This window comes from Paenibacillus xylaniclasticus, from assembly GCF_004001065.1.
Lineage (GTDB): Bacteria > Bacillota > Bacilli > Paenibacillales > Paenibacillaceae > Paenibacillus_T > Paenibacillus_T xylaniclasticus.
Genome location: NZ_BIML01000004.1, coordinates 156,933 through 171,959, shown reverse-complemented (window position 1 = coordinate 171,959; position 15,027 = coordinate 156,933). Strand labels below are relative to the sequence as shown.

Annotated in this window: 13 protein-coding genes; 1 reads left to right on the top strand and 12 read right to left on the bottom strand. The window is 51.1% G+C overall.

The genetic code is table 11. The features are described 5' to 3' along the window. Positions 1-52: 52 nt before the first annotated feature. The 6 genes from hslV to sucC form a co-directional block, all read right to left on the bottom strand. On the bottom strand, positions 53-595 hold the full coding sequence (hslV, locus tag PXY01_RS06230; RefSeq protein WP_127568376.1) for an ATP-dependent protease subunit HslV: 543 nt from the start codon (positions 593-595) through the stop codon (positions 53-55). Between the two features lie 100 nt (positions 596-695). Next, entirely contained in the window at positions 696-2,015 is a 1,320-nt protein-coding gene (trmFO, locus tag PXY01_RS06225; RefSeq protein WP_127568374.1) for an FADH(2)-oxidizing methylenetetrahydrofolate--tRNA-(uracil(54)-C(5))-methyltransferase TrmFO, read from the bottom strand. An 86-nt stretch (positions 2,016-2,101) separates the two neighbouring features. Then, entirely contained in the window at positions 2,102-4,207 is a 2,106-nt protein-coding gene (gene topA / locus PXY01_RS06220; protein WP_127568372.1) for a type I DNA topoisomerase, read from the bottom strand. Positions 4,208-4,232: 25 nt separating this feature from the next. Then, positions 4,233-5,342: a DNA-processing protein DprA gene (dprA, locus tag PXY01_RS06215; RefSeq protein WP_164744317.1), complete on the bottom strand. Its 1,110-nt coding sequence runs from the start codon at positions 5,340-5,342 to the stop codon at positions 4,233-4,235. 200 nt (positions 5,343-5,542) lie between these two features. Beyond that, positions 5,543-6,475 (bottom strand): succinate--CoA ligase subunit alpha, encoded by a 933-nt coding sequence (gene sucD / locus PXY01_RS06210; protein ID WP_127568368.1) that lies wholly within the window; start codon positions 6,473-6,475, stop codon positions 5,543-5,545. Between the two features lie 49 nt (positions 6,476-6,524). Further along, positions 6,525-7,685: an ADP-forming succinate--CoA ligase subunit beta gene (gene sucC / locus PXY01_RS06205; protein WP_127568366.1), complete on the bottom strand. Its 1,161-nt coding sequence runs from the start codon at positions 7,683-7,685 to the stop codon at positions 6,525-6,527. A 349-nt stretch (positions 7,686-8,034) separates the two neighbouring features. Here sucC and PXY01_RS06200 point away from each other — a divergent pair, with 349 nt between their 5' ends. Then, entirely contained in the window at positions 8,035-9,591 is a 1,557-nt protein-coding gene (locus tag PXY01_RS06200; protein WP_127568364.1) for a YifB family Mg chelatase-like AAA ATPase, read from the top strand. A gap of 85 nt (positions 9,592-9,676) precedes the next feature. Here the strand turns inward: PXY01_RS06200 and PXY01_RS06195 are convergent, their stop codons facing one another. The 6 genes from PXY01_RS06195 to lepB form a co-directional block, all read right to left on the bottom strand. Continuing rightward, positions 9,677-10,126: a YraN family protein gene (locus PXY01_RS06195; RefSeq protein WP_174721804.1), complete on the bottom strand. Its 450-nt coding sequence runs from the start codon at positions 10,124-10,126 to the stop codon at positions 9,677-9,679. Continuing rightward, a complete protein-coding gene (locus PXY01_RS06190) occupies positions 10,123-10,443 on the bottom strand; it encodes an EscU/YscU/HrcU family type III secretion system export apparatus switch protein (protein ID WP_127568362.1) in 321 nt (106 codons plus the stop codon). Before PXY01_RS06190 ends, PXY01_RS06195 begins: the two co-directional genes overlap by 4 nt. Continuing rightward, positions 10,440-12,497, bottom strand: coding sequence for a TP0910 N-terminal domain-containing protein (locus PXY01_RS06185; RefSeq protein ID WP_127568360.1), 2,058 nt, complete (start codon positions 12,495-12,497; stop codon positions 10,440-10,442). Before PXY01_RS06185 ends, PXY01_RS06190 begins: the two co-directional genes overlap by 4 nt. A gap of 202 nt (positions 12,498-12,699) precedes the next feature. After that, positions 12,700-13,317 (bottom strand): ribonuclease HII, encoded by a 618-nt coding sequence (gene rnhB, locus PXY01_RS06180; protein ID WP_127568357.1) that lies wholly within the window; start codon positions 13,315-13,317, stop codon positions 12,700-12,702. 20 nt (positions 13,318-13,337) lie between these two features. After that, positions 13,338-14,210 carry a ribosome biogenesis GTPase YlqF gene (gene ylqF, locus PXY01_RS06175; protein ID WP_127568355.1) on the bottom strand — a complete coding sequence of 291 codons (873 nt, stop codon included), beginning with the start codon at positions 14,208-14,210 and terminating at the stop codon, positions 13,338-13,340. Positions 14,211-14,279: 69 nt separating this feature from the next. Beyond that, entirely contained in the window at positions 14,280-14,981 is a 702-nt protein-coding gene (lepB, locus tag PXY01_RS06170; protein WP_246027814.1) for a signal peptidase I, read from the bottom strand. Between the last annotated feature and the right edge of the window lie 46 nt (positions 14,982-15,027).

The following is a 15,027-nucleotide window of genomic DNA, read 5'->3' as shown; positions in this document are numbered from 1 at the left end:
AAGCAATTATTCTGTCCTCTGCCGATTCTGAGTTCAACAATAAAGTTCGATGCTATACTTCTTCGACGATAATGCTTCGATTGGTAAAGACGCAAATGTCCGCTGCAATCTCTAATGCCGCTCTCGCCATATCTTTCGCTTCCATATGCGGTGCATGCTGCTTCAACGCTCTTGCTGCTGACAATGCAAAGCTGCCGCCGGAGCCGATCGCCAGTACATCATCGTCCGGCTCTATAATCTCACCATTACCCGATATGAGCAGCAAGCCGGTCGCATCCATAACAAGCAGCATCGCTTCTAGCTTGCGCAGCACACGGTCGGAGCGCCATTCCTTCGCAAGCTCAACCGCAGCGCGTTGAAGATTGCCATGATGCTCCTCCAGCTTCCCCTCGAATTTCTCAAACAACGTAATCGCATCTGCCACTGAACCTGCGAATCCCGCTACGACTTGTCCGCGGTACAGTCTACGCACTTTCTTCGCCGTACCTTTCATAATCATACTATTGCCGAACGTTACTTGTCCGTCGCCGGCTATCGCGCCCTGTCCGTTATGTCGCACCGCACATATCGTCGTCGCATGAAACTGCATTTCCATGTGGGAACCTCCTTATGTCGATGTACTGCCAGCATTGGATCGTTTTTTTGCCCATCGCCCATCGTTATATGCTAACAATGTTAAACCTATTACAAGGTTCTTATAATAATTGCTCACGTCTAAATTGCTCAAGCGATGCGAGCGCCCGATTCGCAATCGCGTCATTCTTCTCCTTCTTGCTCTTCAATCTCTTCTCAAGTGGAGGGAATAGCCCAAAATTCGCATTCATCGGTTGAAAGTGCTTGAAGTCCGCGGTTGTAATATAATTCGCCATGCTTCCCAATGTCGTGTCAGGCGGCAAAACGAGCGGTTCCAGCCCGCGCGCCAGTCTACCGGCATTTATTCCAGCTAGGAGACCTGAGGCCGCCGATTCAACGTAACCTTCTACTCCTGTCATTTGACCGGCGAAGAATAAAGTGTCACGGCCTTTGAACTGGTAAGTCGGTCTCATCAGACGTGGAGAATTAATAAATGTATTCCGGTGCATAACACCATAACGAACAAATTCTGCATTCTCCAAGCCCGGGATCAACGAGAAAACGCGCTTCTGCTCGCCCCACTTCAAATGCGTTTGAAAGCCAACCATATTGTAGAGCGTACCTGCTGCATTATCCTGACGCAGCTGAATGACCGCATATGGCAGTTTGCCGGTATGTGGATTAATAAGACCGACAGGCTTCATTGGTCCGAATAGAACAGTCTGCCTGCCGCGGGATGCAATAACCTCAATTGGCATGCAGCCTTCGAAATAAACTTCCTTCTCGAATTCTTTCAATTCTGCCTTCTCTGCCGTAATAAGTGCTTCATAGAAGACATTGAACTCTTCTTCTGTCATCGGACAGTTCAAATACGCCGCTTCTCCCTTGTCATAGCGGGAGGCCAGATATACTTTACTCATATCGATGGAGTCCTTCTCGATGATTGGCGCAGCGGCGTCATAGAAATAAAAATATTCCTCACCAAGCAAATCCCGGATATGCTGCGATAATGAAGGCGCCGTCAACGGTCCTGTAGCAATTACGACTATTCCGTCCTCTGGAATCGCCTTCAGCTCCTCATTGCGAACCTCAATTAGAGGATGTTCACGAAGCGAACGCGTCACTTCGCCCGAGAAGCCGTCGCGGTCGACCGCAAGCGCTCCGCCTGCTGGCACCGCATTGCGGTCCGCACAGCCTAGAATGAGCGAGTTCAGCATTCGCATTTCTTCCTTCAATACACCAACCGCGTTCGTTAAACCGTTCGCGCGCAGACTATTGCTGCATACAAGCTCAGCGAATTTATCGGTATGATGAGCCGGCGTTTTCGTAACCGGACGCATTTCATATAACGTTACTTGTACTCCTTGTGAGGCAATTTGCCAAGCGGCCTCGCTGCCGGCCAGACCGGCGCCGACGACCGTTACCTTCGGTGTAGATGACAATGGATAGACCTACCTTTCTCAATGAAAACGGCTGCCGCCCATAGAGGACGGACAGCGCGTTAACAATCATGCATACATACAGACGTCTACGCCTGCTCTTGTTCGTGATCGGAATCGTCCGCCTGCTCGCTATGATCACATTGCGTACATTGCAGCTTGATACCAGTCTTACTTCTTTTTTCAACCATCATGCCGCTGCATGAAGGGCACTGCTTGCCTGACGGCTTATCCCATGAAACGAAGTCGCATTCCGGATACAGATTGCAGCCATAGAACACTCGTCCCTTCTTGCTGCGGCGTTCGATTATGCTTCCTTTAGCGCATTTCGGGCAAGTGACGCCGATCTCCTTAACGATTGGCTTCGTGTTGCGGCATTCCGGAAAACCGGAGCAAGCAAGAAACTTGCCAAATCGCCCCATCTTATATACGAGTGGGCGACCGCACTTCTCGCACAGCTCGTCGGACACCTCATCCTGCAATTCGACTTCCTTCATCTCTTCTTCAGCAACTTTTAGCCGCTTCTCGAACGATTCATAGAAGTCAGACAACACTTTAACCCAGTTCTCCGAGCCGTCCTCAACGTGGTCAAGCTCTTCTTCCATCTGAGCTGTAAACTCCACGTCTAATATTTCCGGGAAAAACTGCTCCATCAATTGGCTAACCAGCTCGCCCAGCTCCGTCGGAATAAACTTCTTATCCTCGATCGCAACATAACCGCGCTTTTGTACCGTTTCCAGCGTTGGCGCATATGTACTTGGCCTGCCGATGCCAAGCTCCTCAAGCGTCTTGACAAGACGAGCTTCCGTGTACCGAGGAGGCGGTTGCGTAAAATGCTGCTTTGGTTCAATGCTATCCGTCGTAATCGTATCTCCAACAGCAAGCGCAGGGAGAAATTTCTCATCCTCGTTCGTATTGCCGTCGTCATTACCTTCGACATAAACTTTCATGAAGCCGGGAAATTTCACTTTAGATCCAACCGCACGGTATACGGTCTCCCCAGCCTTCAAATCCACCGTCATCGTATCTAGCACAGCCGATGCCATCTGGCTCGCCACGAATCTCTCCCAAATAAGCTTGTAGAGCCGAAGCTGGTCGCGCGTTAGAAACTCCTTCATCAGCTCAGGCTCTCGCAGCACTGAGGTTGGACGAATCGCTTCATGCGCATCCTGCGCGTTACTGTTCTTCCTCAAATAAATTCGCGGCTCATCAGGAAAATAAGACGGCCCGTACTTGGATTGGATAAACTCTTTTGCTTCTTCCTGTGCAACTGGCGAAATACGCGTAGAGTCGGTACGCATATAGGTAATAAGACCAACCGTACCCTCTTTGCCCAAATCGACGCCTTCATAGAGCTGCTGCGCAACCGACATCGTCTTCGAGGCACGGAAGCCAAGCTTACGTGCCGCTTCCTGCTGCAAGGAGCTTGTAATGAAGGGCGGTGCCGGATTGCGAAGCCGTTCCTTCTCTCTTACGTCACTTACGGTAAAAGGCGCTTCATTCGTCGCCGCGAGCACGCTTTGCACATCAGCTTCGCTGCCGAGCTCTCGCTTCTCTCCTGTGATCGAATAAAACTTTGCTTCGAAGGAAGCATCGCCTTTGCGTAGCTTTGCCGTTATCGTCCAATATTCTTCCGGTACGAATGCTGAGATCTCATTCTCCCGATCGATAATCAGCTTCACCGTAACCGATTGCACCCGACCGGCCGACAGCCCTTTCTTCACTTTCTTCCACAGCAGCGGACTAATCTTGTAACCGACTAGACGGTCTAGAATACGACGCGCCTGCTGAGCATTAACAAGATCCATATTAATCGGTCTTGGATGCTTGAAAGCATCTTTAACCGCCTGTTTCGTAATTTCGTTGAACACGACGCGGCAGCTGTTCGCTTCATCCAGCTCAAGATAATGCGCCAAATGCCAAGCGATCGCCTCTCCCTCACGATCGGGGTCGGCTGCGAGATATACGTTTTTCACTTTTTTGCTGGCATCCTTCAATTCCTTCAGGATACTGCCTTTCCCGCGAATCGTAATATATTTCGGAGTAAAGCCATTCTCGACTTCAACTCCGGTTTGGCTTTTTGGCAAATCTCGAATATGACCCATGGACGCTTTTACGATATATTTACTGCCTAGATATTTGCCGATCGTCTTCGCCTTGGCAGGCGACTCGACAATGACGAGCGAATCCGCCATTAAGCGTCCTCCTCTCCCAGCATGTTTAAATAACGGAATATGTAGAGCCGTTCTGAAGCTGAACCTTACGAGTTATACATAAATTTATCAGAACGGCGTGCAAATGTCCAAGAGCGAGACCCGTCAGTTCATGCAGCTCATCTGCTGTACTTGGCCGATCAAGCAGCAATTCGTACACGATACGGGCATCGCCAGCCAGCGGCTCGTCAGGTTCTTCTGCTGCCTTACTATTATTATTATCGTCTGCAGTTCGCATATAAGGAAGCTGATCGAACCAATCCTCAACCGATGTAATTGCTGCCGCTTTCCTCTCGACAAGCAAACGATTCGTCCCGCTGCTCCTTGGAGACGTGACAGAGCCTGGTACGGCGAACAATTCGCGGTTGAATGCGAATGCATGTTCAGCCGTAATGAGGGAACCGCTCTTCTCAGCCGCCTCAATGACGATTGTGCCTGCCGATAAGCCGGCAATAATTCGATTGCGAAGCGGGAACAGACCGGGATGAAGCGCCATCCCAAGCGGTGCCTCCGACAATAACAACCCTTGAGCGGCAATTTGCCGGTACAAGGAAGCATGCTGCGGCGGATAGACACGATCTATTGGCGTACCAAGCACGGCGATCGTGCTGCCCTCATAATGAACCGACGCTTCGTGCGCAATGCCGTCTATGCCTCTTGCAAGCCCGCTAACAACTGTTAGTCCACGCATTGCAAAGCCGGCTGCCAATTCCTTCGCCATATGACGTCCATAAGCGGTAGGCGTTCGTGTTCCGACAATGGCAACCGCATACCGCTTAAGCAGCTCTAATCGACCGATCGCATATAAAACCCATGGCGGCTCATGAATGTTACGCAGCGCTTGCGGATAGTTATCATCATCGATCATCAATACCGAAGCATTCTGCTGCTTATATTTCGATATAATCGAATCATACCCTGATCCGACACCTGAGAAACGTTTCGCTGCTTCACTCGCTTGCTCTGGGCGAAAACCCGCCGACAGCCATGGCTCTGGTGTGCCAAGCGTCGTGCGGTTCCACAGCTTAGCGTCAACGGCCTTCTTAATCGTCTTCCATCCGACCCCTGGTATGTCATGAAGCGTAATAACGAGCCTTCTCTTGTCAACATTATACATTCTAACAGCCTCCTTGATGGAGGCCTGCATTCCTTTACCTATTTTGCTCTAGGCTGACCGAGAATGCAAGCCGCCAGCTCCATATAAATACAAAAAAGCAGTCTTTCGCCCCGAATTTGGGCCGAAAGACTGCTTGTCTATTCGGTATAACCGTACATTTGCCGTTATGCACGACGGTTATTTACGATATTAGAATCCGCTTATTTGCGCGTAATGCATTTCTCAAGCAGACCTTTTTCTTCAAGAACCGATACGAGCGTCGAGCCCATTTCGGACGGCGTAGGCGCAACTTTAATGCCGCAAGCCTCAAGCGTCGAAATTTTCTCTGCTGCCGTACCTTTACCTCCGGAAATGATCGCACCAGCATGTCCCATCCGCTTACCAGCTGGAGCTGTAGCACCACCGATAAAGCCAACAACAGGCTTTTTCATGTTCGCTTTGATCCATTCAGCTGCTTCTTCCTCAGCCGTACCACCGATTTCGCCAATCATGATGACGGCATACGTGTCTGGATCTTCATTGAACATGCTCAGCACATCGATGAACTCCGTTCCTTTGACTGGGTCACCGCCGATACCGACAGCAGACGATTGGCCGATGCCGCGTGTCGTAAGCTGGTGAACCGCTTCGTACGTAAGGGTACCGGAGCGCGAAACGACGCCTACATGACCTTTCGTATGAATGTAACCAGGCATAATACCAATTTTACATTCATCCGGCGTAATAACGCCTGGGCAGTTCGGGCCGATCAGACGCGTTTTCTTACCTTCCATGTAACGCTGTACTTTAACCATATCGAGCACCGGAATACCTTCCGTAATGCAGATTACAAGGTCAAGCTCAGCATCAACCGCTTCGAGAATTGCATCTGCAGCGAAAGCCGGCGGTACGTAAATAACCGATGCTGTTGCGCCCGTAGCTGCTACTGCTTCGGATACGGTATTAAATACTGGCAGAGAAGCCGTCGTACCGTTCTCCAATGCGATCTCGACCGTCGTGCCACCTTTGCCCGGCGACGTGCCGCCGACCATTTGCGTGCCGTAATCGAGCGCGCCTTTTGCATGGAACAGCGCGGTTTTACCCGTGATGCCCTGCGTGATGACTTTTGTATCTTTATTGATCAAAATGCTCATCGAAATTTCACATCCCCTAAAGAAATTCGGAATTAGCCGGTTGGTTGTCCTATTTCACGAGCGCGACGATTTTTTGAGCGCCGTCTGCCATCGAATCGGCTGCCACGATGTTCAAGCCGGATTCGTTAAGCATTTTTTTGCCGAGCTCAACGTTCGTGCCTTCGAGACGGACGACGAGCGGACGATCAAGACCGAGCTCTTTTGCAGCCGCGATAACGCCTTCAGCGATAACGTCACAACGCATAATGCCGCCGAAGATATTAACGAAGATGCCTTTAACCTTCTCGTCAGACAGAATGATCTTGAATGCTTCGGTAACTTTCTCTTTCGTTGCGCCGCCCCCTACATCGAGGAAGTTAGCTGGGTCGCCGCCATAATATTTGATAATGTCCATCGTCGCCATTGCTAGACCTGCACCGTTAACCATGCAGCCAATGTTGCCGTCGAGTGCAATGTAGCTCAGGTCGAACTTAGACGCTTGAATTTCTTTCTCATCTTCTTCATCCAGGTCGCGCAGAGCAACGATGTCAGGATGACGATACAGCGCGTTGGAATCGAAGTTCAGCTTGGCGTCGAGCGCCATAACGTTGCCGTCGCCGGTAACGACGAGCGGGTTGATCTCTGCAATAGAGCAATCTTTATCCACGAATGCCGTGTACAGCGCGAGCATAAAGCTTGCAGCTTTGTTCACGAGCTCTTTCGGAATGTTGATGTTGAATGCGAGTCGCTTCGCTTGGAAAGGCTGAAGGCCGACTGCAGGGTCAACGATTTCTTTGAAAATTTTCTCAGGCGTGCGAGCGGCAACCTCTTCGATTTCCGTACCGCCTTCTTCAGATGCCATCATTACGACGCGGCCCGTAGCCCGGTCGACAACAACGCCGACATAATACTCTTTCTTAATGTCGCAGCCTTGCTCGATGAGCAGACGTTTTACTTCTTTGCCTTCTGGACCTGTTTGGTGAGTGACAAGCGTTTTGCCGAGAATTTCACTCGCATATGCTTTCACTTCATCCAAATTTTTTGCGACTTTTACGCCGCCCGCTTTACCGCGGCCACCTGCGTGGATTTGCGCTTTAACGACGACGACGGAAGTGCCGAGCGCTTTAGCTGCTTCAACTGCTTCGTCAACGGTGAAAGCTACTTTACCTTCCGGCACTGAGACCCCGTATTGCTTCAGGACTTCTTTGCCTTGGTACTCATGGATATTCATTAACGAAATCCTCCAATCCGCAAACTGAATCAAGCAATGTTTAATGTGAACAAACAATTATATCTTATCACTAAACGGTCATTCTTACCTCATTTTTAATAAAAATATAAACTACTCTTTTGATATGAAATTCATCTAGATTTGAGATGAAACGTGAATAGCGGTCTATTACGTTCTAAATCCAATATTTACTGCGGTTTTCTAGCGATTCAGCATCATTCAGCACGCCGGGATTACCTATGGATTGACACGTTAATGATGCGCTATTATCATAGATTTATCTAATTAATCATAGAATCGGAAAAGTAAGGAAGCACCTTCGTCCGAATATGACGGAGGTGTTTTTTGTATGTATGCCCAGGTGTTAGGAGCAAGCGTTATTGGGATCGAAGGTGTACTTATTACAGTTGAAGCGGATATATCCAACGGACTCCCTCAGATGAGTCTCGTCGGCTTGCCCGACAGCGCCATTCGTGAGTCTGCCGAGCGTGTACGCTCCGCGATTCGCAACAGCGGATTTGTGTTTCCGATGAGTCGAATAACGGTCAATCTTGCTCCTGCAGATTTACGCAAGGAAGGCTCAGCATTCGACCTGTCAATTGCTGGTGCCATTCTAACAGCGAGTGCCCAATTGCCATGCACAGCGTTTCATAACTCACTGCTCATTGGAGAACTGGCGCTTAATGGCGAGCTGCGCCCCGTTCCTGGTGTGCTGCCGATGGTGGAGCAAGCGTACAAGCGCGGCCTTAGCCGTGTCATTCTGCCTTACGGCAACGCTGCGGAAGCATCGCTTATTAGCGGTATCGATGTGTATGCTATCCGCCATCTGAATGAATTAGCGGCATGGAGAGATGACGGACAATGGCGATCATTCCTCTATTCACGCGGTTGTAACGACGAACAGCTCGAATGTAACCGATCGATATCCGAAGATCAAACGCTGCTCGATTACGGAGACGTGCTCGGTCTGCACGGTGCCAAACGGGCTCTGCTCATAGCAGCAGCCGGCGGACATAACGTTATGCTCAGCGGGCCTCCCGGCACGGGCAAAACGATGCTGGCCAAACGGCTGCCTACCATTCTTCCTCCATTATCCGATGAAGAGGCTCTTGAAGTGACCAAAATTTACAGCGTTGCTGGCAAGCTTGGCCACAGTCCATCCTCCCTTATTCGATCTCGGCCATTCCGTGCTCCGCACCATACAATATCTGCAGGCGGACTTATCGGTGGCGGTACAATTCCGAGGCCGGGCGAAGCGACGCTTGCCCATCGCGGCGTATTATTTCTAGACGAGCTGCCTGAGTTTACACGATCTTCCCTTGAAGTACTTCGGCAGCCGCTCGAGGACCGCCAGGTGACGATCGCCCGTACAAGGGCTGTCGTTCGCTTCCCGGCCCGTTTTATGCTGGTTGCTTCCATGAATCCTTGTCCGTGCGGCTATTACGGCTACGACTCCATCGATCGAAGCTGCAGCTGCTCTGACACGGCAGTTGTCCGTTACCACAGCAAAATATCAGGCCCACTTGTCGACCGAATCGACTTAATGCTCGAAGTCCCGCGGCCCTCATCATTGAACTCTGCTCGACGAGGCATGACAAGCTCAGAGATGCTGACCGCCGTCATGGCTGCCGTCGAACGGCAGCAGCATCGAGCAGCGGATACTGGCGTCTTATGGAACGGCGAGCTTTCAGGCGTTGCACTGCACCGCGCAGCCAGCCTGTCAACGGATGCAGCCAAGCTGCTTCGACAAGCGTTCGACTCACTTGGCATCAGCTTTCGTGCGCATGACCGTCTGCTCCGGCTCGCTCGCACGATCGCTGACGTCGAAAGTTCTTCCGAAATCAGAGGGGAACATATGTCAGAAGCAATTCAATATCGTCGCGTGGGAGACACAACCAACAGATAATATCTAGGAATAAAGTACTACGAGAGGCTAATGGACTATAATTATTCAAAAACGCCGCGATCTTTAAATCGCGGCGTAATTATTATTAAAACACATTCTGCATATGGGTTACATCCTCAACGCTTCCGTCTTGACCGAGAATAACGAGTACAGCATCACAGCGAACGGCTGCATGCTGCAATCCATTCGACTGCAGGTACAATGCGGCCATCGTTCTTACTTTATGAATCTTCCGTGCATCTATCGACTCCGCTGCTGTGCCGAAAGCTGCAGAGGAGCCAGCCGTTCTCGTCCGCACCTCGACAATTACGATAACACCATTATGCTCTGCAACAATATCAAGCTCTCCTGCACGGCAACGCCAATTACGTGACCGAATGGTATAGCCTTCTGCTTGCAAGTAAGCAGCGGCCGCTTCCTCGCCTATACGGCCTGTCTCCACGCGGCTTCTACCCTTTGGGCTCCGGTTGCCCTTCCAATGGCTGCTGCCGCTCTCCATACGATCTCCGCCACTGGCCCTAGGCCGGCTAGTCATTCCATCCCCCCCGCCTTCTTGTCTGACCGATAAACAAAGCTTAAAATCTCAGCTACAAGCGCGTACAGCTCAGGTGGAATTTCTTGATCGACCTCCAGCTTAGAAAGTACCTCGACAAGCGAAGCATCCTCTTGAATCGGAACACCGGACTCCGATGCTTTGGCTAGAATCGCATCTGCAAGATGCCCTTTACCCTTCGCAACAACGACAGGCGCCGACCGCTCTCCAGGCTCATACCTAAGTGCTACCGCCTTGCGTGCTGAAACCGAAGGCTGCTCTGTATTCGCCTTCGACCCAAGCGAATTCCGTCGTGTCATATGCGATAATCGACCCCTTTGTACGGAATTCCGCCATATGGCGGTACAATTGGCGGCAGCTCAACCTTCTCACCGTCATGGCCTACCACAATCGTTCCGGTCTCGATCTGATCGACCGCAGGTATAGGCTTAACCTTGAACGTCAGCAGCTGATAGCCCGCCTGCTGAAGCGCCTCAGCTACTGCACCCCGCTCTTCATCTGCCAGCTGCTGCATGACCGGATGATCGTTCCAAACATTCAAATTGACGATTTTATCAACAACATGTACATCAACGAGTGTATCTCCGATCGCATTCAGCTTCAAATCGAACAGCAGCCTGCAGTTGGATGCATCAAGCTCATTATTCGCTCCTCTGCGCGTCTGCACATGCACAGATGCAGTTTGACCACCATCTTGATCGTAGATCGGAATGAACAAGGTTACATGGCTCAGCATCGTACCGCTTCTCTCCGGAGCAAGCATAAGCTGCTGGCCCGTGATCTGTTGAATAAGCTGCTGCGCTGTCTCACGTATGGGAGCCGGCATATCGTCCATCGCCGCCAAGGACAGCAGCGCACTCTTAAGCGACTCCATACCTTCAGCCGCATTCGCCATACCCTGCAGCGGCATAACGGCTGCGTTCCCTCTGCCGTCAGCCATTAACGGCGCATTCATATTCGTGCCAGCAGCGTTCTGACCATTCACTCTTGACGCTACGACACCAGTAGCCTGCCCTTCCTTTGCCGATCCTTCACTTGCTTGCGAGGCATTCAGCGACGATGCTGCCGCCGAAGTCGCAGCCGCGCGATTGTCATTCAATGACTGTTGACGCACGGTCTCTGTCGCTTTTCCCGTCGCGCCAGCTTCAACTGATTCAGCTGTTTTATTGGAAACGACTGAAGCATCTCCATCCCCTTCCGCTACCTGCGCAGGATTAACTGCAGGACGAGTTGCTGCCTGCAGAAGCTTATTCTCATGACTTACCCCTAGCGTAGTCAGCATCCTTCCGATCCATCCTGGCAGCTCGTGCTCCTCACTAGCGTGGGTTGTCATATTAGATGCAGCCGATCTTGTCGCTGCTTCGTCGCCATCCGCTGTACCGCCTGCTGGGGCTGTCCCCCCTGTATATGCATTGGCAGAGCCTCCAGCTTGGCTGTTCCCTCTTGCTTGCGGCGAGACGTTCATTCCCTCTTTCGGCTGTGCTGAGGCGCCAGCCATTAAGGAGCTGGTATTAGCAGAAGATGCCTTCGTCTCCACCGAACCGCCGGATTGCTTCAACGTTGCTGACTCCAACGGAGTACTTTCCGCTGCAGCAGATGTCGTCTGATTAGCTACATGACGAAGCGCGCCCTCTGCTGCCTTATTCGACAGTCCAATCGTCTGCGTCAACAGCTCCTTCACACGAAGCGCTGCCGTCAATGCATTGTCCGAAGCTTTGCCCCCTTTAGCCTGTCCGACTGTGCCACTTGCCGAAGCTTCTTTGCTTACCGTCATATCCCCAAGCTGCTTATTCAGAGCATCGATCAGCTCGTGCAAAGGCTTGCCGAACATCACCTGCCGCATTCCAGCTACCGTCTGCTCCGTCATCGGCATTCCCCGCTTCATTGCGGCCGCAGCTGCCTGCATCCACTCCTGCGGGTCGACGCCTTTGGGCATCGACGAATAAGCTTGCTTGAGCGCTTGCGCGACATCACGCGTCATCGGGATACCGTCCCGCTTCAGCTGCTTGACCAGGTTCAATGCCCATTCCGTATCCGGAAGCCCTGCAGCCTTGGCAAGCTGTCGCGCCGTATCATCCTGCACCTGCGCTTGACCGATATCGACCGGCTTTAACACGATATTTTCCGGCGTTGATTCCGGCTGCACCTTCAGCATCGCTGCTTGTCCCGCTGTAATCGGCGCCTCCAGCTTTGCGCGCACCTGAACGCCATTAATTTGGACAACAGCCTCTTGATCACCCTTCAGTTGCGTAACAACGCCCCGTACGATCTGTCCAGGCTTCAGCTCCAGCTTCTTGCTCTCGCCACTTTGTATGTCGCCGAGCAAGCTTCTCATCATCTGGCTAATATTCAATATGTGATTCCCCTTTATACGTCGTCCACTCTGTCTATATATCCTATATCGGCATCATCGCTGTATCCCTACATGGTTCGGTTAAAAAATCCCATCGCCTTTACCAATGTGCATCATACATTTTCCCAAAAAAAAAGCCCTTATGACACGCTGCAGCTTCTGCAGCGTGTCATAAGGGCTGATGCCTATAGTCAACGTGAAGTTAGAACAGAACCTGCTGCTCGATCTCCGCCATAATATTGCCAAGAAACGACCGGCGGTGCATCGGCGTGGGGCCAAGCTCGATAATTTTCTCGCGATGGAGCTTCGTGGCATAGCCTTTATGTATCGCAATACCGTATCCCGGATACATCGCTTCCCATTCCCCCATACATAGACGGTCACGCGTCACCTTCGCAATGATCGAAGCTGCTGCAATAGATTGACTGACCGCATCGCCTTTAATAATCGCTTGCTGTGGAATATTAAGGTCAATCTTCTCCGCATCGACGAGCAAATGATCAGGCTCCCCGCCCAGCGTTAGGACGGCCCGCTTCATTGCAAGCCGGGATGCCTGCTTAATATTGATCCTGTCGATCTCCCCCGCATCAACTCGGCATATCGACCAGAATAATGCTTGCTCCGTAATTACGCGGTAAAGCTCTTCTCTTTTTTTCTCCGACAGCTTTTTGGAATCGTTAATCCCTTCAATCACTAGGCCTTTGGGTAAAATGACGGCTGCCGCCACAACATCGCCGAACAAACAACCGCGGCCGACCTCGTCGATGCCAGCAACCAAATCACAGCCGTTGTCCCAGAGAGTCTTCTCATAATCCAGCATTCTCGAATCTCCCATACGGTTTAATACGTCGACGCCGACTCCAGCGTCAGCCGCCCCAGCTTGCCTGCACGAAGCTCGCGCAATATAATGCCGGACGTTTTCTCCAGGTCCACTCGTCCTCCGCTAATAAGACAACCCCGTTTGCGCCCGATCGCTTCCATAATGCGAACGATCTCACTCGCTTCCTCCGTATCCGTCGGACGTTCTTCATCAATGCCGTAACGCTCAACCAGCGTATCCCAGTAACGATTAATCAGCTCTCTCGTCGCGAAGAATGCGATATCCTCTATATCCAATATTTGCTCCTTGATCGCCCCAGTCATCGCAAGCCGATAGCCGACAAGCTGATCCTCGAATTTCGGCCATAAAATACCAGGTGTATCGAGAAGCTCCATCTCCGTACCGCATTTGATCCATTGCTGTCCCTTCGTTACGCCCGGCTTATCGCCAGTCACCGCAATATTTCGGCCAGCGAGTCGATTGATCAGCGTAGACTTCCCGACGTTCGGTATGCCGACGATCAGCGCACGAACGGCACGCGGATTCATTCCTTTGGCGATTTGCCGGGCGATTTTCTCATGGAGCAGCTTTCGTGCCAGCCCTGGAATCTCGCCTACACGCGTGCCCGTCGACGCATCAACGGCAATACATTCGTGTCCCTCATATTTAAAACGTTCGATCCAGGCTTCGGTTTCCTTCGGATCGGCCAAATCGCTCTTGCCGAGCACAATGAGCCGCGGCTTGTTCAACAATATATCATCAACCATTGGATTACGGCTCGATAACGGAATTCGCGCATCCAGCAGCTCGACGGCAAGATCAATTAGCTTCAGCTTCTCTTGGATCTGTCTGCGGGCTCTTGTCATATGTCCAGGAAACCACTGAATACTCATACTTTCACCTCATTGCTAACATGCCTCGTCAACGTCTGACCGTGCAGACATCCACGAGGCATGCAACGCTTAATTATGTTCGATAATTTTGATCTTGTTCAGCGGCCAGAAAATAACGTCACTTCGGCCAATGACTTCATCCAGATCGACGAAGCCGATCATCCGGCTGTCTTTACTGTTGTTCCGGTGATCACCTAGCACGAAAATATGTCCTTCCGGAACGACAGACTCCGTAAACCGATCATTTGGGAAGTTCGAAGAGCTATCGCCGTTGTTATTATACAAGCGGCCTTCAGCATGCGCAGCCTCAATCGCTTCCTTCAAGTATGTCTCTTCAACCTTCTGATCGTTTACGTATAAATCGTCGCCCTCGTATCGGATTTTATCTCCTGCCACGCCAATAACGCGCTTAATAAAGTTCCGGCCTTCCTCGGGCACATGAAACACAATAACTTCCCCGCGATGAGGCTCACGGAACTTATACAATACTTTATTAACAATGACGCGTTCACCAGACAAAAAATTCGGTTCCATAGAAGGGCCGTCTACGATAAATGGCATAAACAGCAGCCAGCGAATGATAAGCACCAGAATGACGGCGATCGCAATTGCTTTAATCCATTCCTTCAATTCGTTACCGATGCCGCTTTTCTTAGCTGGACTCGTCGGTACAACGTCCGATTCCGCTGTCGGAACCGTTTCCTTCTCCGGCTCTTGATCGTCTATTCGATTATGCTCCACACCATCACCCGCCTCCATCAGCTTATCCATTACCTAATACACTTAAAATCCAGCAATGTAAACATAGCATTTCATG

Coding starts and splice junctions, on each gene's coding strand:
- dprA (WP_164744317.1), bottom strand. CDS start 5,342: ATGTATAATGTTGACAAGAGAAGGCTCGTTATTACGCTTCATGACATA.
- sucC (WP_127568366.1), bottom strand. CDS start 7,685: ATGAATATCCATGAGTACCAAGGCAAAGAAGTCCTGAAGCAATACGGG.
- topA (WP_127568372.1), bottom strand. CDS start 4,207: ATGGCGGATTCGCTCGTCATTGTCGAGTCGCCTGCCAAGGCGAAGACG.
- ylqF (WP_127568355.1), bottom strand. CDS start 14,210: ATGAGTATTCAGTGGTTTCCTGGACATATGACAAGAGCCCGCAGACAG.
- PXY01_RS06190 (WP_127568362.1), bottom strand. CDS start 10,443: ATGACACGACGGAATTCGCTTGGGTCGAAGGCGAATACAGAGCAGCCT.
- hslV (WP_127568376.1), bottom strand. CDS start 595: ATGGAAATGCAGTTTCATGCGACGACGATATGTGCGGTGCGACATAAC.
- PXY01_RS06195 (WP_174721804.1), bottom strand. CDS start 10,126: ATGACTAGCCGGCCTAGGGCCAGTGGCGGAGATCGTATGGAGAGCGGC.
- sucD (WP_127568368.1), bottom strand. CDS start 6,475: ATGAGCATTTTGATCAATAAAGATACAAAAGTCATCACGCAGGGCATC.
- PXY01_RS06200 (WP_127568364.1), top strand. CDS start 8,035: ATGTATGCCCAGGTGTTAGGAGCAAGCGTTATTGGGATCGAAGGTGTA.
- lepB (WP_246027814.1), bottom strand. CDS start 14,981: ATGGATAAGCTGATGGAGGCGGGTGATGGTGTGGAGCATAATCGAATA.
- rnhB (WP_127568357.1), bottom strand. CDS start 13,317: ATGCTGGATTATGAGAAGACTCTCTGGGACAACGGCTGTGATTTGGTT.